This is a genomic window from Sorangium sp. So ce363, from assembly GCF_051520435.1.
Lineage (GTDB): Bacteria > Myxococcota_A > Polyangia > Polyangiales > Polyangiaceae > Sorangium > Sorangium cellulosum_B.
This window is the reverse complement of sequence record NZ_CP150333.1, coordinates 12,534,936-12,559,463: the sequence shown is the minus strand read 5'-3', so window position 1 is coordinate 12,559,463 and position 24,528 is coordinate 12,534,936. Positions and strand designations below refer to the sequence as shown.

Here is a 24,528-nt window from a genome sequence, read left to right as displayed (position 1 = left end):
GGGTTGGACGGCGGCGAGGGGCCCGGCGGAGCCGGCGCGCTAGCCGTGGGCGCCTGCGTAGCCGGGGTCGGCCAGCAGCTTGGAGTAGTCGGCGAACACCCGATCGGGCTGGACTGGAGCGGCCACCGAGGCCTCGCGCCAGAGCGTCGCACGGAGCGACGCGAGGGCGATCTCCAGCTGCGCATCCTCGGGCTCCGCCGTCGTGATCTTCTGGACCAGGAACCCCGGCCAGAGCAGCGCGCGGAGCGGGCCGGTGGTGCAATAACGCGCGAAGATCCGCTGGATCTCGAAGGTCACCGCGGCGATCAGCGGGAGGAACGGCAGCTTCATCAGGAAGAACGTGACGCTCTCGACGAGCCGGCCACCAGGCAGCTTGGGCAGGAGCGCGCCCAGGGACGCCCCGGCCACCGAGAACACCACGATCGACACGAGCGCCACCATGACCAGGAACGTCGTCCCGCAGCGGGGGTGCATGGCCGTCTTCCGGCGCGCGTTCTCGACCTCGAGGACCTCGTGCGCCTCGTAGGTGGAGATCGCCTTGTGCTCGGCGCCGTGGTACTGGAAAACGCGTCGAACCTCGGGGATCTGGCGGATCAGCAGGAGGTAGCCGACGACGATGGCGAGCTTCGCCACGCCGGTGATCGCCTGGAACGCCGGCGACGTGACCTCGAGACCGAGGCCCAGGAGCTTGTTGACCAGCTCGGCGCCGGCCTGGGGCGCCGCCACGAAGAGCAGGACCGCGAAGAGGATCGGGATCATGCCCATCCCTCCTCCCCGCTTCTTCCCCTCTGCGCCGCCGCCCGGCGCGGGGCTGCCCGTGACCTGCGCGGGCTCCACGTCCTGCGCCGCGATCGCCGCCATGCTGAGCGCCAGGGAGGTGAGGTTCACCCCGCCCGCCTGCCCTGCGCTCGGGCGCTTCGACTCCGGCGCCTTGGCCGAGCCCGCCTCCTCGGCCGAGAGATCTTGCTCGTAGAGGTCCGCGGACCAGCGGAGCGCCTGGGATCCCAGGCGGAGCGACTCGACGAGGGTCGCGACCCCCCGCACGAACGGCCAGGTGCGCGGCCCCTTCGAGACGGCGGTCATCGGCTGCTCGCGCACGACGAGCTCTCCCGAGCGGCGCCGGCAGACGATCGCGACCGAGCTCGGCGACCGCATCATGACCCCTTCGATGACCGCTTGGCCACCGATATACGGACGTGCAGGCTGATCGCTCATACGCGTTCCAATCTAGCGCATAACACGGCCAGCGCATCGGCCCGACCGACCAGCGCCGCACAGGTGGATGTGCCGACGTTGTCATGTTCGCGTCCGCGTCCGCGTCCGCCGCGCGCGACGTCTCGGCCGCTCACGCTCCGCGCAGGGCTAGCGGGCGCTAGGCGAACGAACCCATCCGCCACGCCCCGGGCGGGCGCGGCGTGACGGGCGAATCCGGTGAAAGAAGGGAGTTCGGGCGTAGAGGGACGATCGGCCCGGCTACTTGCCTGCGGTCGCGTACTTCTTGCGGAAGCGGTCGACGCGGCCGGCGACGTCCATGATCTTGTGCTTGCCCGTGTAGAACGGGTGGCAGGCGGAGCAGACGTCGGTGGTGAAGCTGCCGCGGGTGGAGCGGGTCTCGACGACGGCGCCGCACGCGCAGGTGATCGTGGAGGCCTTGTACTCGGGGTGGATGCCGGGCTTCATGGTGAGTCCTTCGGGTGTTGCGAGGGAGGGCGCCTATAGCTCAGCGCGTCTTGGACCGCAAGAAGCCCCTCAGACGCGCCCGCTCTTCTATCTCTCGTCTCGTCCGGTTCTCGTCCGGCCCGCTCGACATCGTTTGCGCGGGTTTGCGCGGGTTTGCGCGGGTTTGCGCGAGTTCTGCGCGAGTTCGCGCGGGTTTGCGCGAAGCCGCGCAGCGAGGCGGCCCTGGCGTTGCCGGCCGAGCCCGCCGCGCTTCCCCCAGGAGCTAGGCCCCCGGCTCGAGACGCTGGCGGTGCGAAGCGCGGACACCTTAGGTGCGGCGCGACCGGGCTCCGGTCAAGGTGCGGGCAGCCCCAGCCCGCGCGCACGGCAATTGCTAGGGGCGGCGTTGACGCTCGGGCGCACATGGTTAGCTTCGCGGTCGCGAGCCAGCGAGCTCGCGAAAACTCGGCGAAAGTATCCGGATTCCCAGCGGTTTTTGACGGCTCTGGAGCGGTGGCTCGCGGCAGCTGTCAGCTGAGCCCTGCTGGCCGGTCGGGTCTTCTCGCCCCCCGTGGTCATCAGGCCGTCGCGCAAACAGTTCTCGGAGGGTTCAACGTCATGGGCAAGATCATCGGCATCGATCTCGGCACGACCAACAGCGTCGTCGCGGTGATGGAGGGCAAAGAGCCCAAGGTCATCGTGAATGAGGAGGGCTCGCGCCTCACGCCGTCCGTCGTGGCCTGGGACGACAAGGGCGAGGTGCTCGTCGGGCAGATCGCCAAGCGCCAAGCGGTCACGAACCCCACCAACACCATCTACTCGGCCAAGCGCTTCATGGGTCGCCGCTACGAGGAGGTGCAGGAAGAGGCGAAGCGCGTCCCGTACACGGTCAGCAAGGGCAAGAACAACGACGCCTCGATCGCGGTGCGCGGCAAGCAGATGTCGCCCCCCGAGGTCTCCGCGAAGGTCCTCCAGAAGCTGAAGAAGGCCGCGGAGGACTACCTCGGCGAGAAGGTCACCGAGGCCGTCATCACCGTGCCGGCGTACTTCAACGACTCGCAGCGCCAGGCGACCAAGGACGCGGGCCGCATCGCCGGGCTCGACGTGAAGCGCATCGTCAACGAGCCCACGGCCGCCGCGCTCGCGTACGGGCTCGACAAGAAGAACGAGCAGGTCATCGCCGTCTACGACTTCGGCGGCGGCACGTTCGACATCTCGATCCTCGAGGTCGGCGACAACGTCGTGCAGGTCATCTCGACCAACGGCGACACCCACCTCGGCGGCGACGACGTCGACCACCTCGTGATGGACTGGCTCGCGGCCGAGTTCAAGAAGGACACCGGCATCGACGTCTCGAACGACAAGATGGTCGTGCAGCGGCTCAAGGACGCCGCGGAGCAGGCGAAGATCGAGCTGTCGAACGTGCAGGAGACGACGATCAACCTGCCGTTCTTGACCGCGGACGCCTCGGGGCCGAAGCACCTCCAGAAGCAGCTCACCCGGGCGAAGCTCGAGCAGATGATCCGGCCGCTCATCGACCGCACGCTCGAGCCGACCCGCAAGGCGCTCGCCGACGCGAAGAAGTCGCCGCAGCAGATCGACGAGATCGTCCTCGTCGGCGGCTCGACCCGCATCCCGCTCGTCCAGGAGACGGTCAAGAAGTTCTTCGGCAAGGAGCCCCACAAGGGCGTGAACCCGGACGAGGTCGTGGCCGTCGGCGCCGCGGTCCAGGCGGGCGTGCTCTCGGGCGACGTGAAGGACCTCGTGCTGCTCGACGTCACGCCGCTCTCGCTCGGCGTCGAGACGCTCGGCGGCGTGATGACCGTGATGATCTCGAGGAACACCACGATCCCGACCCAGAAGAAGGAGATCTTCTCGACCGCGACCGACAGCCAGCCCAGCGTCGAGGTCCACGTGCTCCAGGGCGAGCGCACCGAGGCCCGCTACAACCGGACCCTGGGCCGCTTCCACCTCGAAGGGATCATGCCGGCGCCCCGCGGCGTGCCGAAGATCGAGGTGACGTTCGACATCGACGCGAACGGCATCCTCTCGGTCCACGCCAAGGACACGGCCACCGGCAAGGATCAGCGCATCACGATCACCGCGTCGGGCGGCCTGAAGGAGGACGAGATCAACCGGATGGTCAACGAGGCGGCGACGCACGAGGCCGAGGACAAGCGCCGGCGCGAGGAGATCGAGCGGCGCAACAAGCTCGATAACCTCTGCTACACGCTGGAGAAGACGATCAGCGAGAACAAGGACAAGCTGCCGGAGGGCGACGTCTCGGCGCTGAACGGGATCATCGCCGAGGGGCGGTCGGCCATCGAGAAGCAGGACGACGCGGCCGTGAGCGCGGCGCTGGAGAAGCTCGAGAAGGAAGCGCACCGCATCGCGAGCGTCATGTACGAGAAGGCCGGCCCGCCGCAGGACGGCGGCGGCGCCGCGCCCGGCGGCGCTCCGGGAGGCCAGCCGCCGCCCCCCGCCGGCGGCAAGGGGAAGGATTCGGTCATCGACGCGGAGTTCGAAGAGTCGAACTGATCGCCGCGAGGAGCCCGCTCCTCGACGGTGTGCGACGAGCGCGGATTCCTCCGCGCGCGTTCGGCAAGTGCCAAGCGCCAAGCGCAACGAGCGCGGATTCGTCCGCGCTCGTTCGCATTTGGAGCGGCCGCCGCGCGGGAGGCGGCGCATGCAACCGTCGCCTGCGCGGCGCGCTCCTTGGGCGTCGACTCGGATGTCCGGGAGCCGTATAACCGGCGCTCATGCGAACTCTCCTGCCGATCGCCCCCCTGGTCCTGATGGCCGGTTCCCTCGCCTGCGGGCCGTCCCCCGCGCCTGTCGCGCCGACCGCAGGACAAGGCGAGGTCAAGGCCGGGCCTGCCCAGGTCGCCGCCAGCCCGGCGTTCGATCTATCCCCGGTCGCCGAGCCGGCCGACATCGTCGGCGTGCTCCGCTGGAGCAACCCCGCCGCCACGCTGTCGAGCATCGCGACGTGCGCGGGGCTGCCTCCGGCGCTCGCGGAGACGGGCGCGCAGGCGTTCTCCTCGGGTGTGCTGGGCGAGCTCGTGAGCCCTTCCATCGACACGGACCAGCTCGCCACGGTGCTCGCGCTCGACGCGCCGGTGCACCTGATCGTCGCGCTCGATGACAGCTCGAAGCGGGGCAAGCCCGTGGCGGCCGTGTCGTTCGGGCTCACGTCGCTCGAGCGGGCGAGGGGCGCTCTCGAGGCGGGCGCCGCCCTCACCGAGGTGAAGCCCGGCATGTGGAAGATCGGCGGCAAGGAGCCCTCGTCATCGAGCTGCTTCCTCGCCGCGTCCGCCGGCTCGGCGCCCGCGCGGCTCCTCTGCGGCGATCGGGACCGCGACGTGACGACGCTCGGGCCGTACCTCGCGCGCACGCTGCCGACGCTCGCGCCCGAGGCGCGCGATCTCCACGGCGAGGTCCGCTTCGTCCCGCTCAGCACGAAGTTCGGCGGCATGGCGAAGCAGCAGCTCGGCGGGCTCCCGATCCTCGCGCAGAGCCAGCTCTCGATCGGGCAGCCCCAGTTCGACCGGGCGCTCACCGACGCGGCGACCTCCGTTCAGCAGGAGCTCGAGGCGCTCATCAACGACGCGAGCAAGGCGGTCGTCGATCTCCAGGTCGACAACCAGTCCTGCGTGAACCTCACCGCTGCCCTGGAGCTCCGGGGCCAGTCGTCGTGGCTCGCCAAGACGATGGCCGACAGGGCGAACCGCGCCGCGGCCGCGCCGGCGCTGTACTGGCGCGCGCCGAAGGACAGCGCCGGCGCGTTCTTCGACCACGGCTACGACCCGGCGCACTACGGCGGCATCCTGAAGACGCTGCGCGAGATGCTCGAAGGGTGGCTGGAGAAGGAGAAGATCGGCAAGCCCGCCGATCGCAAGGCGCTCGCCGACCTCCTCGCGCTGCCGATCGACCAGGGGCCGAGCGTGTCCGCCCACGGGTACCCGGACGCGCCTCCTGCCGCTGCCCAGGCCGGAAAGCCGACGCCGAACGAGGCGCTCGACAAGATGATGGGGGGCTTCGTCGGCTGGAACCTGTTCGGGTTCGAGGAGGCGCCCGACGCGCTCATCAAGTACGTGAAGAACGCCGTCACCGCCTACAACACGCCCGGGCTGCGCAAGCGGCTCCCGGAGATCGACATCGATCCGAAGGATCTGCCGACGGTCAAGACGGTTCAGGCGCCGAAGGAGCTCGGGAAGTCGTCGCTCGCCGTCGAGATCCAGATCGTCCGCGATCTACCGCCGCTCGACGGCGACGCGGGCTCGACCCCCGCCGCCAAGGGCAAGCAGAAGCCCAAGCTGACGATGACGCTCCACCTCCTCGTCATGGGTGAGGAGAAGACGACGTGGGTCGCCTTCGGACACGACAAGGGCGACCTGCTGAGGCGGCTCGCCACGGTGAAAGCGGGCGCGCCCGCCGCAGCGACGCTCGCGTCACGTCCGGGGCTCGAGAAGCTGAAGACCGGGAAGTTCGCCTGGGGTGGATTCTCGACGCTCGCCCCGATCACCCGCACGTTCCAGAGCGTGCTCTCGACGCTGGATCAGCCCGGCGCGGCGCCGGTGGCGCTGCCTCAGGAAGCTCGAATCTTCGGCGAAGCGCTGGCAAAGCTCCCCCACAAAGGGGAAGGGCTGATGTTCGTCACGACCCAGCAGCAGGGCGGCGCGGCGCCGCGGGCCGAGATCTCTATCAACGTGTCGAAGCCCGTGCTCGAGGACATCGGCGCGCTCGTCGCGGCAGGGCTTCGAATGGCCGGCATCACGAAGCCATAGGCTCGTGGATGCGCTATCACCACAGCCAGTAAGCTGGCGCGGCTGCTCCTGCTCGTTCGTGTTCCCTGGTCACCACGCCGCGCGCGTGCTTCGTCCGCCCACGTTCAAGATCGGTACGCGAATTGCCACCGAAAATATGAGAGGAAACAATGAACAACCGTGAAGGTGCGAGTCGCGACGGAATGAGCCCGGCGCGGCCAGAGACGTCCGCCACGACGGCAGCCGCCATGCCGAGGCCGCCCGTGCGCCGCGCGGCGCCCGAAACGGACGACTCCGATCTGCCGGATCTGACGCCGGAGCAGCTCGACGAGCTCAGGCAGGCGCTCGAGGAGCGCCGGGCGAGCCTCGTCGCCAACATCGATGAGCGGCAGCACGCAGAGCGCGACATCTCGCGCGAGGTGGGCGACGAGATGGACGAGGCCAACGCCGAGGGCGCGACGTCGCTGACGTCGAAGCTCCTGGAGCGCGATGTCCGCGTGCTCGCCGAGATCGACCGTGCTCTCGCGAAGATGAAGGAGGGGAGCTACGGGATGTGCGAGGGCACCGGCGAGCCCATCGGTTACCGCCGCCTCAAGCTCCGTCCCTGGGCGCGCTACAGCGTCGCCTACCAGGAGCAGATCGAGCGCGAAGAACGGACCGGCGGCGGCGCCTGATCGCTCCCCGCCAGCAGGCACCGCACGTCCCTCCCCGCCAGCGCGGGCGAGAGGCGTGCGGCCTGCGTTAGCGGAGGCGCATGTCCGCGGGAGCGCTCGAGCTCGTGCCGAGCGCTCTGGTCCGCGCAGCGGTCACACGCACGAGCAGGACCCGCGCGACGAGGCACCTCATCCGCCCATCCGCTGGATGAACGGGACGATGCGCTCGACGAAGGGCTGCTTGTGATAGCGGTCGAACTCCGCCCAGGTGCAGAGCGTCCGCGGATCCTTCACGCGATCGACGAAGAGCACGCCGTCGACGTGATCCTTCTCGTGCTGGAAGGTGCCCGCCGACAGCCCGCGCACGATGCGGTCGATCGGCCTCCCGTCGCGATCCAGGCCGGTGAGCCGGATCTCGGTGGTGCGGTCGACAACACCCCTCAGGTTCGGGACGCTCAGGCACCCTTCGTAGTTCTCGAACGTCTCCTGCGTGAGCGGCTCGATCACCGGATTGACCACGACAGTGAGCGGGATGTTCGGCTTGTACGGATAACGGGGGTTGTTCTGCACCTCGACCGCGAAGATGCGCACCGGCACATGGACCTGGGTGGCGGCGATGCCCGCGCCGTTCGCGTCGCGCATCGTCTCCACCAGATCGTCGATGAACGCCTGCATCGCAGGGGAGGAGAGCTCTTCTGGCGTGACCTCACGCGCTCGCTGCCTGAGGACAGGGTTGCCGATGTGGGCGATTTTCAGGAGCGTCACGCGGCGATCGTACCATGGACGCGCGCCGTCGGCCTGGCCGGCCATGGCGGCGCCCAGGCGCTGGTCCATGCGGCGCGCGGCGGCGTCAGCTATGGAGACGGGGCATGCACTACTTCCCTGACGAGCCTTGCGTCCCCGAGCAGCAGCAGGCGACCGCCGCCATGCACCTCCGCTTCGAAGACGTCAGCCAGAACGGGCGGGTGATGCTGGACGCGCTGCCGCACGGCCTCGGGCCCGCGGTCTGGGTGAAGCTCCTGCGGGCGAGCCCCGTCGAGGCGCTCATGCTCACGCAAGGGATCATCCCGATCCTCACCCGCCTCATCATCGAGGGCGGAGAGGGGCCGATCGCGACGCGGGAGCCGCTAGAGCTGCAGGGCCGCTACCAGCTGGCGCACACGGAGGACGCCACCTCCCAGGTGAACCGGCTGATCCTGGCCATGTGGCTCTCGGCCAGCGGGCGCCGCAGCCGGACCTACGGCCCGCCGCCGCCCGGCGCGGGCGAGCCGATCCAGGTCGGTCGCGTGTTCGCGGAGCACGTCTTCACGCGGCCCTTCGCGGCGCCCGAGGCGCGCAAGGTGCTGCGCTTCGAGTCCCCGGATCTGCCGGCGGTGCCGCCCGAGCGCTACGACTTTCGCTCGCCGGAGGCGTTGATGGGCCTGCCCGAGGGCGCGGAGCCGCTCGACGCGAAGCCGACCCTGGATCCGATCCCGGTGGCGTTCGGCCTGGATCACACGGACGGGAACCAGCACGTGAACTCGCTCGTGTACCCGCGGCTCTTCGCGGAGGCCGCGCTGCGACGTCTCTCGGCGCAGGGCCACAGCACGGCGGTGCTCGCCCGGAGGGTGGAGGTCGCCTACCGCAAGCCGTGCTTCGCGGGCACGCAGGCGAGGATCATGCTGCGCACGTTCACCCTCGGCGGCGCGCTCGGCGCGCTCGGCGCGTTCGTGCCGGACGCGCCGGAAGACCCCGCCGGCGCAGCCCCCGGGGCGCGCGCAACCTGCTACATCCGCACGCTGTTCCAGGGCTGAGCCGGCGCGAACGCGAAGACGGCGCGCCCTCTGGAAGGACCGGCGTTCCGGGTCGACGCCGCGCGCAGCGGCGCGCGCGATGACCGGCCCGCTACGCGCTCACCGCGCGGGGAAGGCCGGCGCGATCGGCGATCTCGTCGTGGAAGGCGCGGAACGTCGACTCCTGGGGCCATGAGGGCGCGTCGGCGAGGAGCTCCTCGACGCGGGTGAGCTCGCCCTCGTCGATGGCGACGACGGCCGCGGCGTAGCGCATGGCCCAGAAGACGAGCGGGCTGGCCTCGCTCGCGCGTTCCAGCAGCGCGCGGTCGCCCGGCACGCTCGTGTGAGCGAAGGCGCGGGCGAGCGCGCCGGCTGCCGATCGCAGGGTGACCACCCGGCTGCGAAAGGGCGAGCTGATGTCCGGGAGAGGGAGGCGCGCCAGGCGACCCGCCTGCGCGAGCGCCGTGTCGCGATCGCCCTCGAAGGTGCAGAGGAGCGTGTCGAGGAAGAGGCGGTGCTCGAGGGCCGCTTCCCACGCGGGCCCCCGCTCGGCGGCGGCCATGGCCGCGCGCGCCTTCTCGACCCAACCATAGGCCGCGAACGCCGTCGCCGTCATGAGCGGTGCCATCGTGGCGGGGTGCGGGACGCGGTGAAGCGACGACGACCAGCGCCGCAGCACCGAGCCCACATCGCCCGAGCGCAGCAGCCGGCGCAGCTTGCGGCGCGCGAGCCAGCGGGCCGCGGCGAACACGAGAACCACGCTGAGCACCGCCGCCATGATCACCGGCTGCTGCCAGGCGAACCGGAGCGCGGCCGCTGCCAGCGCTGCGGAGCCGATGAAGAGAAGCACCGGAATCAGCCGGCTGCCCCGTCCCTCGTCCTCGGAATCGAACGGATTCACGACACCTCCAAGCGTACGGGGCTTCCTGAACGAGGCAAGCCCTGGCCGATGCCGCTCCAGGTCGATCGCTCGGCGCACACCTCCACCCTTTGCACACCCCGATCGCAGCTCACGCTCACACCTCACTGGCACCGCGCTCACCCCCGATGGCTCCGAGGAGGGAACCCGACGTGGGCGACGTGGGCGACGTGGGCGACGCTGCATTCGCGGGGGAGTCGAGACGCCATGGCCCACGAATCGCCGCCGCGCGCGCCGTGGGGCTCGACATGGGGACGAGGTTCGACTACGAAGTCCCTGCGTCAGGCAACAGCGCCTGGACCTCATGGGTCCGCCGACAGCGCGCCGTGAACCCCGCCAGGCCCGGAAGGGAGCAACGGTAGCGGAAAGCGAGTGTGGCGGGCCCACTTACTTTTTGTCGGTCCAGTTGTGGGCCCGACGCGCTCCCGCGCTCACCTCGGGACGCGGTCCCAGAGCCGGGCCGTCGCCGCGCTGATGCAGGCCTCAAGGGGCGTCGAGCGCCGCCGGCGCGATGGGCGCGACGGGCACGGAGAACAGCGCCTCCGGGCTCGTCTCGATGCGCGGGACATCCGCGTCGCGCAGCGGGCTTAGGCCGTCAGCGGGCAGACGCTGCTGCACGATGCCCGCCGCTTCGTCGCCGCCCTCCAGCGTCACGGCGGAGAGGCGGCTGTCCAGACCGACGCCGCCGTCGATGAGCACGCTCGCGCGGCGTGACGGGCTGATGGAGGGGTTGAGGGACTCGAGCCCGTTGCCGCTCAGCACGAGCCCGAAGATCGCGGCCTGCGCGCGCTCCTGCCAGCTCACGCCGTCGCCGACGACCTCCTGGGCGAGCCCGCCGTCCGCGCTCACCACCGCCGAGTCGGCGAAGGTCCCGGCGATGCGCATGCCGTCGATGATGATGCCGCGCGCGTCGCCGCTCATCCCCAGGCCGATGGCCCGGTTCTTTTCGAGGAGGCCTCCCGTGAGCTGGACGGTCTGCTCCGGCGTCGTGTGCTGGATCCAGATCCCGGGCTGGTTGCCGCTCACCTCGAAGCCCTCGCCGCTCTCGCCGAGGGCTGCGTTCGCTCGATCGATCAGGAGACCGAACCCGGTGTTGTCGGCGACTTTGAGGGCCGCCGCGTCGAGGGTCGAGCAGCCGGACACGGAGATGCCGCCGCTCGGATCGAACCCGCTCAGGCCATTGCCGCTGACCTCGACGCCAGACATCGAGGCGCGCGCCCCGACGAGCGACACGCCGACCACCTTGCTGTCGCGGATGAGCGTGTCCTCGACGTGGAGCTCCACCGGCGCCTCGCAGTCACAGCCGCCGGTGCACTGCGCCCACAGCCCCGGCCCCTGCGAGCCCGAGACGACGGACCGCACGACGGAGACGCGGCCGGCGTCGAACGCGCTCAGGCCGTACCGCGCCGAGCCCTCGATCGCCGACGCGACGAGGTCGAGCGACGCGCCGAGGCCGAGCGTCACGCCGTCGGACGCGCTGCCGACGACGCGCACCGCCTCGATCCGCGCCCGGGCGCCGGCCGCGATCCGCACGCCGCCCTCGCCCACGGTCAACGCCCGGAGGACGGCGCCGTCGCCGGCCGCGAGCGAGACCGCCGCGACGCTCACGGAGCCAGCGCCGCGGCCGAGCAGGCTCACGCCGGGGGGCAGATCGATCGGGCCGTAGGCGCCAGGGCCGAGCGCGATGCACGCCCCAGGTCGAGCGGCGTCGGTGGCCTGCGAGAGCGCGGCGGCGCTCGAGACCTCGATCACCTCGGCGCAATCGACCGACGCGGCGCAGAAGTCCCCGTCGCAGAGCGCTCCCGCGGGGACACCGATGCACGCGCCAGACGCCGCGCGCGCGCCAGGGCACCCGCCCGGCGGTGGGGGATCCGACGCGCACCCGAGCGCCGCCGAGCCGAGCGCGGCCGCGGCGGTCAGAACGATAGCTGCCTGATTCCAAGACTTGATCATGACGAACGTCTCCCGCGCGGCACGTCGCGCTACCTGACGAGAAAGGGTCAGCGCCTCAGGGATCCGAGAGCAGCGCGCGGCACTCGGCCGCCCGCGCCGCGAGCTCGCCGTCCCGGAAATGCGCCGCCAGCGAGGCGGAGAGCTGCGCCACGGCCGCCTCGGCGCGAGGGCGGGTCGAGGCGTCGCGGAGGGCCGCGCGGCAGATCCGCGCGAGGCCGAGCGCGACGTCCGCGAGGTACACGCGCCCGCCGCCCACCTCGGCGAGTCGCAGCGCCGCGCAGCCGGACTCGAGCGCCTCCCCGACGTGGCCGGCCGCGAGCAGCGCGGCGGCGAGGTTGCGGTACGCGTCCGGGAGATCGGCGCCAGCGCCGGCCTGCTCGCCCAGCCTCACGGCGCGCCGCGCGTGCTCCAGCGCGGCGTGCGGGCGCGCGAGACGGAGCTCGACCTCCGCGAGGTTGTTGTGGCCCGACGCGATCGCCTGGAGATCGCCGAGCCGCTCCTTCAGCGCGAGCGCTCGGGCGAACACCTCCCGCGCGCCGCCGAGATCGCCCTTCGCGAACAGCACGGCCGCGACGCCGTTCAGCGCGAAGCCCAGCGCCTCTGGGTACGCGCGCTCGTCGACGGCCCGCGCGGCCTGGCGGTAGCAGCGCTCCGCCTGCACCACCCGACCGCGCGAGTAGAACACCGTCCCGAGCGCGAGGAGCAGCTGCGACGCCGCCACGCGGCGGCGGTCGTCGCCTCGATGCAGCGTCCGGCAGATGCGCAGGCTCCGAAGCGCGACCGCGCGACACGCGTCGAGGTCGCCGGCGCGCCGGTGGAGCGCCGCGAGCAGCCCGTACATGGGGAGCGTCTCCGGGGCGGCGCCGCCGCGCTCCGCGAGCGCGATCGCGCGCTCGATCAGCGCGCGCGCGTCGGCCGTCGCGCCGCGCACCTTGAGCACGAGGGCGAGGCGGAAATCCACGCGCGCATCCCAGAACAGCGCGGCCTCCGCGCCTTGCGCGGGCGGCGCGGAGGCGCGCCGCTCGACGCGGAGAATCCGCGTCCGCGCCTCGAGGTACGCGCGCTCCGCCTTGTCGAGTCGGCCCGCCCTGCGGAGGGCGTCGCCGACGTCGAGCAACAGCGCCGCGCGCTCGTGCCAGGCGAACAGCCGGCGCTCGTCGCCCCCCGGCGCGGCGGCCGACGGGGCGCGCGCCGCGGAGCCCTTCGCCGGGGCGCCGTCCGCCGCGCTCGCGTGGATCTCCCGGGCCCGCTCGAAGTGCCGCAGCGCCTCGGCGTTCTGCCCGAGCGACGACGCGCTCGCCGCCGCGCGCGTGTAGGCGAGCGCCGCGCTCCGCGCGTCGCCGCCGCGATCATGGTGGAGCGCCGCGAGCGCCTCCCCGAGCCCCCGCGGCGCGCGCGCAGGCGAGCGCCCCGCCGAGACGCCGTCGACCCAGGCGGCGACCGCGCGGTGCATGGCCCGGCGCACCTTGAGGCTGAGCGTCTCGTAGGCGATCTCCTGGGTCGCCGCCTCGGCGAAGACGTACTCGCAGTCCTCGGGGAACGTCGACGCGTCACGCGCCTGGATGATCTGCTGATCCCGGAGCCGCCGCAGCACGTCCGCGGTGCTCGATCCGCCGCCGTCGAGCGGCGCGGCGCCGCGGAGGTGGTCGATCGCGCCCTTCCAGAACGTCCTGCCGACCACGGCCGCCTGCGCCAGGACCGCGCGCGCCTCGCCGTCGAGCCGATCGAGCCGCGCCTGGACGATGCCCTGGATCGTCGCCGGCAACGAGAGCCGGGCGAGCTGCTCCTCGTGCAGGATCCAGGGCTCGCCGAGGCGCCGCTCGAGCGCGCCGGCGTCGATGAGCAGGTACAGCGTCTCGGTCAGCGTGAGCGGGTTGCCCTCGGCGCGCTCCGCCAGGGCGCGGATGGCCTCGGCGGAGCAGCGCGCGACGAGGCGGAGGCGCTCGCGCGCCATGTCCTCGATGTGCCGCCGCGGCAGCGGGCCGAGATCGAGGCGCGCGTGGCTCGCCTTCCCTTCGCCCCAGTGCGGCCGCCGCTCGTAGAGCTCGGGCCGGGCCGCGCCGACGAGCAGCAGGGGCGCGTCCGACAGGCGCACGGCGAGATCGTCGAAGAGGTCGAGGCTGGCGTCGTCCGCCCAGTGGATGTCGTCGAGCAGCACGACGACGGCTCCGCGCGCGGCCATCGCTCGCAGCAGCATCGCGACGGCCGCGGCCACCCGCTTCGCCACCTCGGCGCCGCCCTCGTCGGGGACGATCGCCGTCGCGGGCGCGGCTTGCGCCGCCGGGCACGGGCAGAGCACGGTCGCGACCTCCGCCAGCGCGTCCTCCAGGGCGAGCGGGTGCGGCGCGCCGCCGGCCTCGCCTCCGGCGTCGACGCCGAGGACGCCGCTCGCGAGCTTGCGCAGCACGACGTCGCGCGCGTCGCCGTCCTGGACGCGAAAATGAGCGCGGAGGAGCGACGCGGCGAGGTGGTAGCTCGCATCCATCGACAGCGACGAGCACGCCGCGCCGAGCACGATGCACGGCTCCGCCTGCGACAGCGCCCTCGTCCGGACCTCGGCGAGGAGACGGCTGCGGCCGATGCCGCCCGCGCCGATCAACGAGACGAACATCGCGCGCCGCTCCGCGATGACCGTCTCCAGCGCCTCCGAGAGGCGCTGCACCTCCCCCGCCCGCCCGATGAAGCGGGTGCCGAGGCCGAGGAAATCGGATCCCGCGCCCGATCCGCTCGCGAGCGTCAGCACACGGAAGCCCGGCGCGCCGTCGCCTTGCGGCTCGACCTGGAAGAGCCCGGCCACCTGCCGGAACGTGGGCTGCGCGATCATCACCGCGCCGGGCACGGCGGCCTGCTGGAGCTGCGCGGCCGCCTTCAAGGCCTCGCCGGAGGCGTCGACCGGGGCGCCCCGCCCGGTCGCGCCGCTCACGAACAGCCTCCCTGTGCTGATGCCCACGCGCAACCTCGGCCGGGAGCGCGGCGGCAGCTGGACAGGGAGCGACCCGGCGTCGAGCGACGCGAGCTCCAGCCCGGCGCGGACAGCGCGCTCGGCGTCGTTGTCGCTCGCGCGCGGCGCGCCGAACAGCGCGGTGACGACGCCCTCGCTCCTGCCCTGCACGACGCCCCCGAGCGCCTCGACGCGCTCGCGGACGAGCTCGCGGCACGCCTCGCGGAGCTCCAGCTCCTGCTCGGGATCGAGCGGCTCCTGCCCGTCGTCGCCGGCGACGACGATCTCCGCGGAGAGCACGGTGCAGACACGGTACTCACCCGCGGGCGCCGCGACCTTCGCCCCGCCCGCGGGCGCCGCGACCTTCGTGGCGTCCGCGGGCGCCGGGGCGGCCGGGAGCGCCGCGCTCGGACCCCGCGGAGACGCCTGGTCGGCCCTCGGCGAGATCGCGGAGAGCGGGGCAGCCGGCGGCCGGAGCGCGGAGCCGGCGCGCGCGGACGCGAGCGCTTCTCCGAGCTCGCGCGCGTCCCGGAAGCGCGCTGCGGGCTCGACCGCGACGGCCCGCGCGACGACCGCCTCGAGCGCGGGGCTCGCCTCGACGCCGAGCCCCGCGAACGACGGCCGCCTGCGCGGGTCCACGGCGGCGAGGTAGAGCTCGGCCCAATCGCGCCCGTCGATCGGCTGCTTCCCCGAGGCCAGCTGCAGCAGCACGAGCCCGAGCGCGAACACGTCCGTCCAGGGCCCCGTCGCGCCGAGCTTCGGCTCGAACTGCTCCGGAGCGCCGTAGAGCGGCGTGAACACGTGCAACGTCGGCGACGTCGCGAGCACCTGCGTCGTGTCGCTGGGGCTCACGCCCCGCGCCGCGGCCACGGCTCGCCTCGTCTCCGCGAGCGCCTTCGACAGCGGCATCGACGCGTCGATCACCTTGGCGATGCCGAAATCGACGACCTTGATCGTCGTCGCGCCGGGAATCTCGACGAGGAACAGGTTCGCCGGCTTGACGTCGCGGTGAGAGACCCGCTCGTCGTGCGCCATCGCGAGCGCGCCCACCGCGGGCGCCAGGAGCTCGATCGCCTCGTCGACGGAGTACGGCGCGCGCCCGGAGGCGCGCCGCGCCTCGATGTGCTGCGCGAGCGTCTCTCCCTCGAGCCACTCCATGACGATGTACGGCGTCCAGCAGCCCTCCGGCGAGGTCGCGGCAGAGACGTCGAGCGCCTGGACGATGCCCGTCGTCCGGCGCGAGAGCCGGTGCAGCAGCCGGGCCTCGCGCTCGAACGTGTCGAGCAGCGACTGCCGCTCTTCCGGCAGGAGATCTGCGGGGATCTTCAGGCACTTGACCGCCACCTGCTCCTGGAATCCCAGGTGGGTCGCCCGGTAGACCACGCCGAACGTCCCCTCGCCGGCCACGGCGTCCACCAGCAGCTTGCCGCCGATGGTGCTGCCCACCCAGCCGAACGGGTCCCGCGCGATCATCCGCGGAAATTCTACTGCCCGCGCCGCGGCACCGGGAGCGCGCCGCCTCGCAGCGATGACGATCGCTGCCCCGCGCGCGCTGGACCACCGCGACCGCCACGGCTGGGGAGCCCCGCGAGCCCCGCGGGCGCGAGGTGAGCGCGACGGCAGTCGCCCTGCGCGCGCGTCCGTGCTACGCAGCCGGCTGCTGGGCGTGCCCTCGGTCCTGGCGACCGTCCCGCGAACGCTGCCGCAACGGTCCCCGGAACGGATCGCACGCGCGCAGCGGCAGGGCGTCGCTCGTCGTCCGGCGCGACTCTGGGGTGCGATGTGGCTGAGCCGGAGATCCTTTCCCGCGATGGTGGCTCGCTCGAGCTCCTGATCATCACCCAGAGCTCGATGAGCACCCGACAGCTGCCGGGCTCGGGCAGCGTCGTCCTGGGCAGGGACGAGGACGCCGACATCTGCGTCCCCGACTCCTCGGTGTCGCGCCGGCACGCGGTGCTGCACCTCGGCCCGCCGCTCCGGATCGAGGACCTCGGCAGCAGCAACGGGACCCGCGTGCGCGCCCGGCACTGCAGCGCGGCGACCGAGCGCCTGATCGATGTGGGCAAGAGCACGCCCGCGCGGGGCGCTGCGGTCGAGCTCTCGCCCGGCGACGTCATCTACCTCGGCGCCGCGCGCGTCGTCCTCCGCCAGAAGGGCGGCGAGCGGGACGCGGGCAAGGACGTCATCGTCAAGGACGACGCGATGCGCGCCGTCTACGAGCTCGCCGAGCGTGTCGCGAACGGCCCGATCAACATCCTCCTGCTCGGCGAGACGGGCGCCGGCAAGGAGGTGCTGGCCGAGGCGATCCACAGGGCCTCGCCGCGCGCGAGCCGCCCGCTCCTGCGCCTGAGCTGCGTCGCGCTGTCCGAGTCGCTGCTCGAGAGCGAGCTGTTCGGCCACGAGCGCGGCGCCTTCACCGGCGCCGTCCGGGCGAAGCCGGGGCTGCTCGAGACGGCCGAAGGGGGCACCGTGTTCCTCGACGAGATCGGCGAGCTGCCGCCCTCGATCCAGGCCAAGCTGCTCCGGGTCATCGAGGAGCGGAAGGTGATGCGGGTCGGCGGGCTGACCCCCATCAAGATCGACGTCCGCTTCGTCTCGGCCACGCACCGGGACCTCGAGGCCGAGGTGAGCCGCGGCGCGTTCCGGCAAGACCTGTATTTCCGGCTGAACGGCGTGACCCTCTCCATCCCGCCGCTGCGCGAGCGGCCCGGGGAGGTCGCGGCGCTGGCGCAGCTCTTCGCGGAGCGCACGGCGAAGGAGCTCTTCCCCGGCGAGGCGAGCGCCGCGTCCGTTCCGATCTCGCCAGCGGCCCTTGCCGGGCTCCAGCGCCACAGCTGGCCAGGCAATATCCGGGAGCTGCGCAACGTGCTCGAGCGCGCGGTGATCCTCGCCAACGGGGCGCCCATCGGGCCGGAGCACCTGCTCCTCTCCCCGCTGGCCGATCCCACCCGTCCATCGCATGCCATGCCCCTTCCGGCGCGCCCGCCGCAGGCGCCCTCGAACGCGCGTGCGCCGGCGCCAGCGTCTACGATTGCGAGGAGCGTGCCCGACGGCGCGAAGAGCGCGCCGGACGGCGTGGACCCGGGCCCCACCCGGCTGCGCGACGCCATGGAGGCCCACGAGCGCGAGCGCATCGTCCAGGCGCTCGAGCAGTGCATGGGGAACCAGACGCGCGCCGCGGCGCTGCTCGGGATCTCACGGCGCACGCTGGTCGAGCGGATCCGCGTGTACGGGCTGCCGCGGCCGCGCAAGGCCTGAGCGTTGCGCAGATCGCCGCGCAACCTGGCGTCGACTGCGCGAGGGCTCGCTCAACCGAGCGCCCGCCCGCGCAACACCTCAGGCGGGCGTCTCGCGCCGTTCCAGCGGGGCGAGCTCGATCCCGAGCTCCGTGGCGAACCGGAAGATGCGCTCGTCGCGGTAGAACTCGCCGAAGACGACGCGCGAGAGCCCCGCGTTCGCGATCATCTTGAAGCACCCCCAGCAAGGCGAGGCCGTGACGTAGACCGTCGCGCCGTCGATCCGCACCCCGTTCCGCGCGGCCTGGATGATGGCGTTGGCCTCCGCGTGGATCGTGCGCACGCAGTGGCCGTCCTCGATCAGGTGCCCCTCCTCATCGCAGTGAGGCAGCCCCCGGATCGAGCCGTTGTACCCGGTCGCGAGGATGCTCTTGTCGCGCACGATCACCGCGCCGACGTGCTTCCGATCGCAGGTCGCCCGCGACGCGACGACCTCGGCGATGCGCATGAAATATTCATCCCACGAAGCCCGATGCGTCATCGCTCACCTCCACGACGGGGGATCCGCGCCCGCCGCCCCCTCGACGTCCCTTCGACGCCAAGCGACCCGCGCTCGCCGATCCCTCCAGAATGTTCAGGGATCCGCCCTCCGGTCCCCCTCGCGAAGGGCCCGGCGTCGCGCGCCCGCGGCCCCGGCTGAGCCGCGCCGCGCGCCCAGCGGGCGCTTCTATCACGACGCCGGGCGCCGCGGAGCCCCCCGCGGGCACGGGACCGCGCGAGGCGCCTCGACAGCGAGGCCCGGCGCGTGGTAGCGCGCGGGGGTGAGCTCCGCCGCCCCCCGAAGGTCAGATCGCCGCATCCTCGTGCTCGGCTCCGGGGGGCGCGAGCACGCCCTCGCGCGTGCGTTCGCCCGATCGCCCTCGGTCGCCGAGGTGATCGTGGCGCCCGGGAACGCCGGGACCCACGCGCCAGCGGGCGCCGGCCGCGCCCCGATCCGCCGCGTCGACCTCCCGTCCCTGTCGCCTGCCGAGGCGACCCGGCTCGCCGTCCGCGAGCGCGCCGACCTGGTCGTCGTCGGCCCCGAGGCGCCGCTCTGCGCCGGCGTCGCCGACGCGCTCGCCGCCGAGGGCGTCGCCGTCTTCGGGCCGAGCCGCGAGGCGGCGCGCCTCGAGGGGTCGAAGGCGTTCCTCAAGGAGTTCGCCGCCCGCCACGGGATCCCGACCGCGCCGTTCCGGATCGTGCGCTCCTTCGACGAGGCGGCCCGCGTCATCCGCGAGCGCGGCGCGCCCATCGTCGTGAAGGCCGACGGGCTCTGCGCCGGCAAGGGCGTCGTCGTCGCGACGACCGTCGACGAGGCGCTCGCGGCCGCCAAGGACATGCTCGTGGATCGCCGCTTCGGCGACGCCGGCGCGACCGTGATCCTCGAGGACGCGATCCAGGGCGAGGAGGCCAGCCTGCACGCCATCAGCGACGGCGAGGCGATCTTCGTCCTGCCGGCGGCGCGCGATCACAAGCGCGTCGGCGAGGGCGACACCGGGCCGAACACGGGCGGCATGGGCGCGTTCGCGCCGAGCGCCCGCGTCACCCCGGCCCTGACCGCGCGCGTCGAGCGCGAGATCCTCCGGCCGACGATCGACGGCATGCGGGCGGAAGGGAGGCCCTTCCGCGGGGTGCTGTTCGCGGGCCTGATGATCACGCCCGCCGGGGACCCCATCCTGCTCGAGCACAACGTCCGCTTCGGCGATCCCGAGTGCGAGGCGCTGATGGAGCTGCTCGAGGGCGACGTCGCCGAGCTCTGCGCGTCTGCCGCGGCGGGCGCGCTCGCTCCCGGGGCGGCGCGCGTCGCCCCCGGCCGCCACGCGCTCACCGTCGTGCTCGCGGCGCGCGGCTACCCCACGGCGCCGGTGACCGGCGACGTCATCCGCGGCCTCGACGCTGCGGCCACGGTGGAGGGCGCCTTCGTGAACCACGCGGGCACGGCCGAGCGGGACGGCGCGGTCGTGACCGCGGGGGGCCGCGTGCTCGCCGTCACCGCCGCGGGCGACTCGCTCGCCGAGGCGCGGGAGCGCGCCTTCCGCGCCGCGAGCGCCATCGACTTCGACGGCAAGGTGCTCCGCCGCGACATCGGGGTGGACGGAGCGCGCGCGGCCGGGTGAGGCGGCACCATGGAACCCATCGTCGATCTCGCCCCAGGCGCTGAGGAGAACTCGCTCGCGGCCTACCTCGGTCACCTCATCCGCGAGCACCTCGCGCGCGACCCGAAGCGCGCCTCCGATTTCCGGGCGCTGCGCGGGTCGGTGCTCGTCGTCGCGCAGGACGCCGATACGTCCATGACGATGCGCTTCGACCACGGGCGGCTCACCATCCACGACGGCGCCATCGGCATCCCGTCCGTCACGTTCTGCGGCGACGAGTCGGCGCTCCGCCGGCTCCCCGATGTCGCGTTCCACCGCTGGCTGCGCCTCCCGAAGCTGGGGGTGCTGCACCGCCGACAGAGCGGCCCCCTGCGCGACCTCGCGCGCCTCGTGGCCCGCGGGGAGCTCAAGATCTACGGCCTCGTCGCCCACCCAAGGCTCCTCCTCAGACTGCTCCGGGTCCTCTCTCGCCTCCCCTGAGAGCCTCGCCCAAGCCGGTAGCAACGCCGCGCGACGACACGCGGCACCATGCGACGACGATGCGGCGACGATGCGGCGACAGTAACTGGTGTGATACTGTAAGACGAAAGCGGACGTCCCGTCCGCATTGCACGGCCGTTCTTGTGGGCTTGCAAACCAATGCTACACGGCCCGAAAGCTGTCTTTTGACGGCCTGTTGGGCTGTTGGTATGGCTCGATCATGGGCATCCGATTGCGCTACCTCGCCCACGATCTCGAGGTGCCGCTCGGCGAGTTCTTCATCGGACGGAGCGCGGACTGCCAGCTGTCGCTGGACGACCCGCTGGTGTCGCGCAGGCACGCGCTGCTGACCGTCGGTGAGGGCGGCGTCGCGATCGAGGATCTCGGCAGCCGCAATGGCGTGCTCATCAACGGGGCTCGGATCGCGGGGCGCCAGATCCTGTCGGACGGCGACAAGATCGCGATCGGGGGGCAGGAGATGTTCCTGCTCGGGGCCATCGAGCCGAGCTCGGCGCACTCGCCGCGGAGCGCGCCGCTCTGGACGAGGCAGCAGAACGCGCGCACGGTCGACATGAGCGAGATGCCCGCAGGCGAGGACGACGGCGCGACGGCCATCGCCTCCCGGAGGTCGCTCCCCGGGCTCGTCCCCCAGCACCCGGACAAGCGCGTGCACGCGCTCAGCCTCATCGGCAGCGTCGCCGACAAGGCGCTCGCCCTGGGGCGCGTCGACGAGGCCGAGCGCATCCTCCAGCGCTCGCTCAGCGACATCCTCACGAAGGCGCGGGACGGGGGCGTCGGCGCCGTGCAGCCCGAGCTGGTCGAGAAGGCAAGCATGTATGCGGCCCGCCTCGCCGCGGCGACGGGTCGGGGCTCGTGGATCAACTATATTTTCGAGCTGAATACCCGGCTCGAGCTCCTCCTCCCCGCCTACCTCGTCGATGAGCTGTATAGTGTCCTGCGCAAGGTGAAGGCCGTCGACATGTCCATTCTCCGTGGCTATGCGAAGCGGCTCCGCGAGCGCGCAGGCGAGCGTACGCCGGCGGAGCGGTTCATCCTCCAGCGCATTGAAGGGCTCGAGCGCCTCGGCGCACTGAAATAGACCATGCCTTTCCGCCTCCGGTACTTGGCGCACGATTTCGAGCTCCCCGAAGGGCCCTTCGTGATTGGCCGGAGCGGCGACTGCCAGCTCTCGCTCGATGACCCGCTGGTGTCGCGGCGCCACGCGACGCTGCAGGTGCGCAACGACGGCGTGGCCTTGCACGATCTCGAGAGCAGGAACGGCGTGTACGTCAACGGCACGCGCATCTCCGGCCAGCGCGAGCTGACCGACGGCGACCGCATCATCATCGGCAGCCAGGAGATGCTGCTCTACGGCGGGGAGGAGTCGCGCCCCCACGACGCCTACGGGGTCGAGTTCCGCCGCGCGACGGCGACGCTCGGCGCGATGGCGCTGACCGAGATGCGCAAGATGTCGGACGACCCGACGGAGCTCACGAGCCCGACGGGAGACGGCGGATCCAAGGGCTTCCAGTCGCTGCGCCTGCTCGCGAGCCTCGCCGACAAGGCGCTGGCGATGGGCCGCAGCGAGGAGGCAGAGCGCATCCTGCAGACGGTGCTGATCGACATCCTGAGCCGCGCGCGGACGAACGTGCCGCTGGAGATGCCGGCCGCGGAGCTCGCCGCGCGCTACGCGGCTCGCCTCGCCGGCGCCACGACCAAGGGGACGTGGGTCAACTACGCGTTCGAGCTCTTCACGATCGCGCGCCGCCCGCTGCCCGGCCCCGTCGTCGACGAGCTCTACACCGTCGTCCGGCGCGTCAAGACGCTCGATATCCAGCCGCTCAGGATCTACCTCGACGACCTCCGCCGGATGGCTCCGTCGTTCGGTCCGACCGAGCGGTTCTTGATGCAGCGGATCGAGGGTCTCGAGCGCCTCGTCGCGGCGAAGTAGCCTCCGCATCGCCGCCGGGCGTCGCGGGAGCGGCGGCCTCTGGCGGCACGCGCGACACGCGCGAGGCCGGCGGCTGCGCCGCGCGAGCGGCCCCGTGTGGGGCAGGCGGCGGCGACACACGTGGGGCCGGCGCCGCGGAGGGCTGGAACGGCGGCGACACACGTGGGGCCGGCGCCGCGGAGGGCTGGAGCGGCGGCGGTGCGTTGCGGGGACGCGCGCTCGCCTCGGCTTCCTGCCAGCCGAGGTTCCTCGCGGCGGCCTTCGCGATCGCCTCGCGCAGCTCGGTATCGGCGACCTTCCCGAGCTCTCGACGCACCTCGACCGGGAGCGGCGCCTCCTTCGGGGTCGGGCGGACCTCCTCGCGCCACGGCGGCCGCGCGACCGGCTCCACCTTGCCCACGCGGAACCGGAGGGACTGCACCGGGAGGCCGCGCGACCGGAGCTGCGCGGTGATGGCGTCGCCGAGCAGCGAGAGCTCCTGCGCCCACATCGAGCTCGCCGCGCGGACGTGGAGCACGCCGCGCTCCAGCTTGAGCGGCCGCGCACGCGCGGCGATCCGGGACCCCACGGCCGCTTCCCACTCGCGGAACGGCATCGGCGAGGTGTCGACCTCCGCCGGCGCCGAGAGCGAGGACCCGCGCTGGATCAGCGCACCCAGCCGTTCGATCCCACCTCCGCTCCGACGCGACATGCGCGCCGAGCGTAGCAGCCTGACAGCGCTGTGCGCCGGCAGAGCGCGCCGTCCAGGCTCGCCCAGCGTCACGAACGGTCAGCCCCTACGGCGCCGCCTTGTGACCAAGACGGCCGCCCGCCAGAGCGAACCACCCGCCCTCGGCTGCCTGGCGACGAACGATCGTGAGGGGCGCTCTCGGTACCGAAGGTGGGACTCGAACCCACAAGCCCTTGCGGACAGCGGATTTTGAATCCGCCGCGTTTGCCATTCCGCCACTTCGGCTCAGCGCTGCGATGTCAGCGAGCTCCTGGAACCGTAGATCACCGGGCACGATCCTGGCAACGGTTTGAGAGCCTGAGAGGCTGCGAGCTTGCGAGCCCGAGAGCGGTCGCGCGGGCAGGAGGCGCGGCGGAGCCAGGAGCAGCGCCGCCGCGCCGCCGCCACGCATCGAGGCGCGGCCTGCGATCGCGGCGCGGCGAGAGGTCACACCACGAAATCCAGCATCTGGAGGCGCGTCAGGTAGTCCTGGAGCGCAGAGGCGTACTCGTCGATCAGGAGATCGAGCTTCACCAGCGCGCCGTGATCGTCGACCGCGTCGATGGCCCCGCTCACCGGGATCTCGCGCGCGGGCAGGACGAGCACGCCGCTCCAGTGCGCGCCCTTCGCGACGTCGCGCAGACCGGCGAGGCGCAGCCAGCCGTCCGAGAGCTCGACGACGGGGACGAGGGCGCCGCTGTCCAGACGGACCGAGCTCTTCAGCGTGTGAGCCGGCTCGACCATGTAGTGGGAGCGCCGGTTCTTCTCGATGAGCTCCTCGAGGGTCGCGCAGATGACCTTGCTCAGCGGCGTCTCCTCGCTGTCGAGCACGAGATCGAGGAGCCGCTTCATCGCCTTCTGCGTGCGGATCAGGTTCGCGCGGGTCTCCTCGAGGCGGCGCGCGTCGCGCCGGATCTTGCCGGCCACGACGTTGAGCAGGTTGTTGTAGAAGGGGTACGCGACGTCCCCGTGGTCCTCGAAGAAGTCCTGGAGCTCGGCGACGCCGATGCGCCAGATCTCCGAAGGCTGCGTCGTCACCGCCGTCGTCGTCCGCCGGAAGCCGGTCAGCGCGCCGAGCTCGCCGATGGGCGAGATGGGGCTCAGGCGGAAGCGCGTCTCGCCCGCGTCGAGCAGCGCGACCTCGCCCCGGACCAGGAGGAACAGGTGCGCCGGGGCGCTCCGGGCCTCGAAGAGCACGTGGCCGGACGGGACCTCCTGGCGCTGGAACGCCTTCATCAGGTCATCGAGGTGATCCTCCGTGATTCTCTCGAACAGCGGGATCGCGTGCAGGTCGGATGGGCGGACCGCCATGGGATGACACTCCTCTTCAACATGGGTCGGGCTCCGCGTCCGC

Annotated in this window: 18 protein-coding genes, 1 tRNA gene and 1 other RNA gene; 10 read left to right on the top strand and 10 right to left on the bottom strand. The window is 72.4% G+C overall.

The annotated features are described in order from the left end of the window. Window positions 1-39 precede the first annotated feature (39 nt). Complete coding sequence (locus WMF12_RS47350) at window positions 40-1,158, bottom strand: DUF1385 domain-containing protein (protein WP_437856671.1); 1,119 nt, start codon at window positions 1,156-1,158, stop codon at window positions 40-42. Between the two features lie 315 nt (window positions 1,159-1,473). Further along, entirely contained in the window at window positions 1,474-1,680 is a 207-nt protein-coding gene (rpmE, locus tag WMF12_RS47345; protein WP_012241637.1) for a 50S ribosomal protein L31, read from the bottom strand. A gap of 597 nt (window positions 1,681-2,277) precedes the next feature. Here rpmE and dnaK point away from each other — a divergent pair. From dnaK to WMF12_RS47330, 3 genes are all read left to right on the top strand, one after another. After that, window positions 2,278-4,197 carry a molecular chaperone DnaK gene (dnaK, locus tag WMF12_RS47340; RefSeq protein WP_437743277.1) on the top strand — a complete coding sequence of 640 codons (1,920 nt, stop codon included), beginning with the start codon at window positions 2,278-2,280 and terminating at the stop codon, window positions 4,195-4,197. Window positions 4,198-4,418: 221 nt separating this feature from the next. Continuing rightward, a complete protein-coding gene (locus WMF12_RS47335; protein ID WP_437856640.1) occupies window positions 4,419-6,446 on the top strand; it encodes a hypothetical protein in 2,028 nt (675 codons plus the stop codon). Window positions 6,447-6,673: 227 nt separating this feature from the next. Continuing rightward, entirely contained in the window at window positions 6,674-7,099 is a 426-nt protein-coding gene (locus WMF12_RS47330; RefSeq protein ID WP_437856636.1) for a TraR/DksA family transcriptional regulator, read from the top strand. 168 nt (window positions 7,100-7,267) lie between these two features. Here WMF12_RS47330 and def read toward each other — a convergent pair whose 3' ends face one another. Continuing rightward, on the bottom strand, window positions 7,268-7,843 hold the full coding sequence (gene def / locus WMF12_RS47325) for a peptide deformylase (RefSeq protein WP_437743274.1): 576 nt from the start codon (window positions 7,841-7,843) through the stop codon (window positions 7,268-7,270). A gap of 104 nt (window positions 7,844-7,947) precedes the next feature. On the opposite strand from def, the gene WMF12_RS47320 reads away from it, so the two are divergent. After that, window positions 7,948-8,871: a hypothetical protein gene (locus WMF12_RS47320; protein ID WP_437856617.1), complete on the top strand. Its 924-nt coding sequence runs from the start codon at window positions 7,948-7,950 to the stop codon at window positions 8,869-8,871. Window positions 8,872-8,962: 91 nt separating this feature from the next. On the opposite strand, the gene WMF12_RS47315 is transcribed toward WMF12_RS47320, so the two are convergent. Continuing rightward, window positions 8,963-9,751 carry a hypothetical protein gene (locus WMF12_RS47315; protein WP_437856613.1) on the bottom strand — a complete coding sequence of 263 codons (789 nt, stop codon included), beginning with the start codon at window positions 9,749-9,751 and terminating at the stop codon, window positions 8,963-8,965. A gap of 320 nt (window positions 9,752-10,071) precedes the next feature. On the opposite strand from WMF12_RS47315, the gene ffs reads away from it, so the two are divergent. Next, an RNA gene (ffs, locus tag WMF12_RS47310) (signal recognition particle sRNA small type) lies at window positions 10,072-10,161 on the top strand. Between the two features lie 91 nt (window positions 10,162-10,252). Here ffs and WMF12_RS47305 read toward each other — a convergent pair. Together WMF12_RS47305 and WMF12_RS47300 are read right to left on the bottom strand one after the other, a co-directional pair. After that, window positions 10,253-11,722: a hypothetical protein gene (locus WMF12_RS47305; RefSeq protein WP_437856608.1), complete on the bottom strand. Its 1,470-nt coding sequence runs from the start codon at window positions 11,720-11,722 to the stop codon at window positions 10,253-10,255. A 55-nt stretch (window positions 11,723-11,777) separates the two neighbouring features. After that, on the bottom strand, window positions 11,778-16,136 hold the full coding sequence (locus tag WMF12_RS47300; RefSeq protein WP_437856604.1) for a protein kinase domain-containing protein: 4,359 nt from the start codon (window positions 16,134-16,136) through the stop codon (window positions 11,778-11,780). A 309-nt stretch (window positions 16,137-16,445) separates the two neighbouring features. On the opposite strand from WMF12_RS47300, the gene WMF12_RS47295 reads away from it, so the two are divergent. Next, window positions 16,446-17,921, top strand: coding sequence for a sigma 54-interacting transcriptional regulator (locus tag WMF12_RS47295; protein WP_437856593.1), 1,476 nt, complete (start codon window positions 16,446-16,448; stop codon window positions 17,919-17,921). A gap of 78 nt (window positions 17,922-17,999) precedes the next feature. On the opposite strand, the gene WMF12_RS47290 is transcribed toward WMF12_RS47295, so the two are convergent. Continuing rightward, window positions 18,000-18,440: a deoxycytidylate deaminase gene (locus WMF12_RS47290; RefSeq protein WP_272096750.1), complete on the bottom strand. Its 441-nt coding sequence runs from the start codon at window positions 18,438-18,440 to the stop codon at window positions 18,000-18,002. Between the two features lie 280 nt (window positions 18,441-18,720). Here WMF12_RS47290 and purD point away from each other — a divergent pair, with 280 nt between their 5' ends. The 4 genes from purD (at window position 18,721) to WMF12_RS47270 (ending at window position 22,465) form a co-directional block, all read left to right on the top strand. Continuing rightward, window positions 18,721-20,055 carry a phosphoribosylamine--glycine ligase gene (gene purD / locus WMF12_RS47285; RefSeq protein WP_437856579.1) on the top strand — a complete coding sequence of 445 codons (1,335 nt, stop codon included), beginning with the start codon at window positions 18,721-18,723 and terminating at the stop codon, window positions 20,053-20,055. A gap of 9 nt (window positions 20,056-20,064) precedes the next feature. Continuing rightward, window positions 20,065-20,514 (top strand): hypothetical protein, encoded by a 450-nt coding sequence (locus WMF12_RS47280; protein WP_437856571.1) that lies wholly within the window; start codon window positions 20,065-20,067, stop codon window positions 20,512-20,514. Window positions 20,515-20,734: 220 nt separating this feature from the next. Next, window positions 20,735-21,613, top strand: coding sequence for an FHA domain-containing protein (locus tag WMF12_RS47275; RefSeq protein ID WP_437296770.1), 879 nt, complete (start codon window positions 20,735-20,737; stop codon window positions 21,611-21,613). A 3-nt stretch (window positions 21,614-21,616) separates the two neighbouring features. Continuing rightward, window positions 21,617-22,465, top strand: coding sequence for an FHA domain-containing protein (locus tag WMF12_RS47270; protein ID WP_012241622.1), 849 nt, complete (start codon window positions 21,617-21,619; stop codon window positions 22,463-22,465). On the opposite strand, the gene WMF12_RS47265 is transcribed toward WMF12_RS47270, so the two are convergent. The 3 genes from WMF12_RS47265 to WMF12_RS47255 all read right to left on the bottom strand — a co-directional run bounded on the left by WMF12_RS47265 (window position 22,356) and on the right by WMF12_RS47255 (window position 24,485). Then, on the bottom strand, window positions 22,356-23,060 hold the full coding sequence (locus tag WMF12_RS47265; protein ID WP_437873964.1) for a DciA family protein: 705 nt from the start codon (window positions 23,058-23,060) through the stop codon (window positions 22,356-22,358). The genes WMF12_RS47270 and WMF12_RS47265 overlap by 110 nt on opposite strands. Window positions 23,061-23,337: 277 nt before the next feature. Continuing rightward, window positions 23,338-23,420: transfer RNA gene (locus WMF12_RS47260), tRNA-Leu, on the bottom strand. Window positions 23,421-23,621: 201 nt separating this feature from the next. After that, window positions 23,622-24,485: a Crp/Fnr family transcriptional regulator gene (locus WMF12_RS47255; RefSeq protein ID WP_437856552.1), complete on the bottom strand. Its 864-nt coding sequence runs from the start codon at window positions 24,483-24,485 to the stop codon at window positions 23,622-23,624. Window positions 24,486-24,528: the final 43 nt, after the last annotated feature.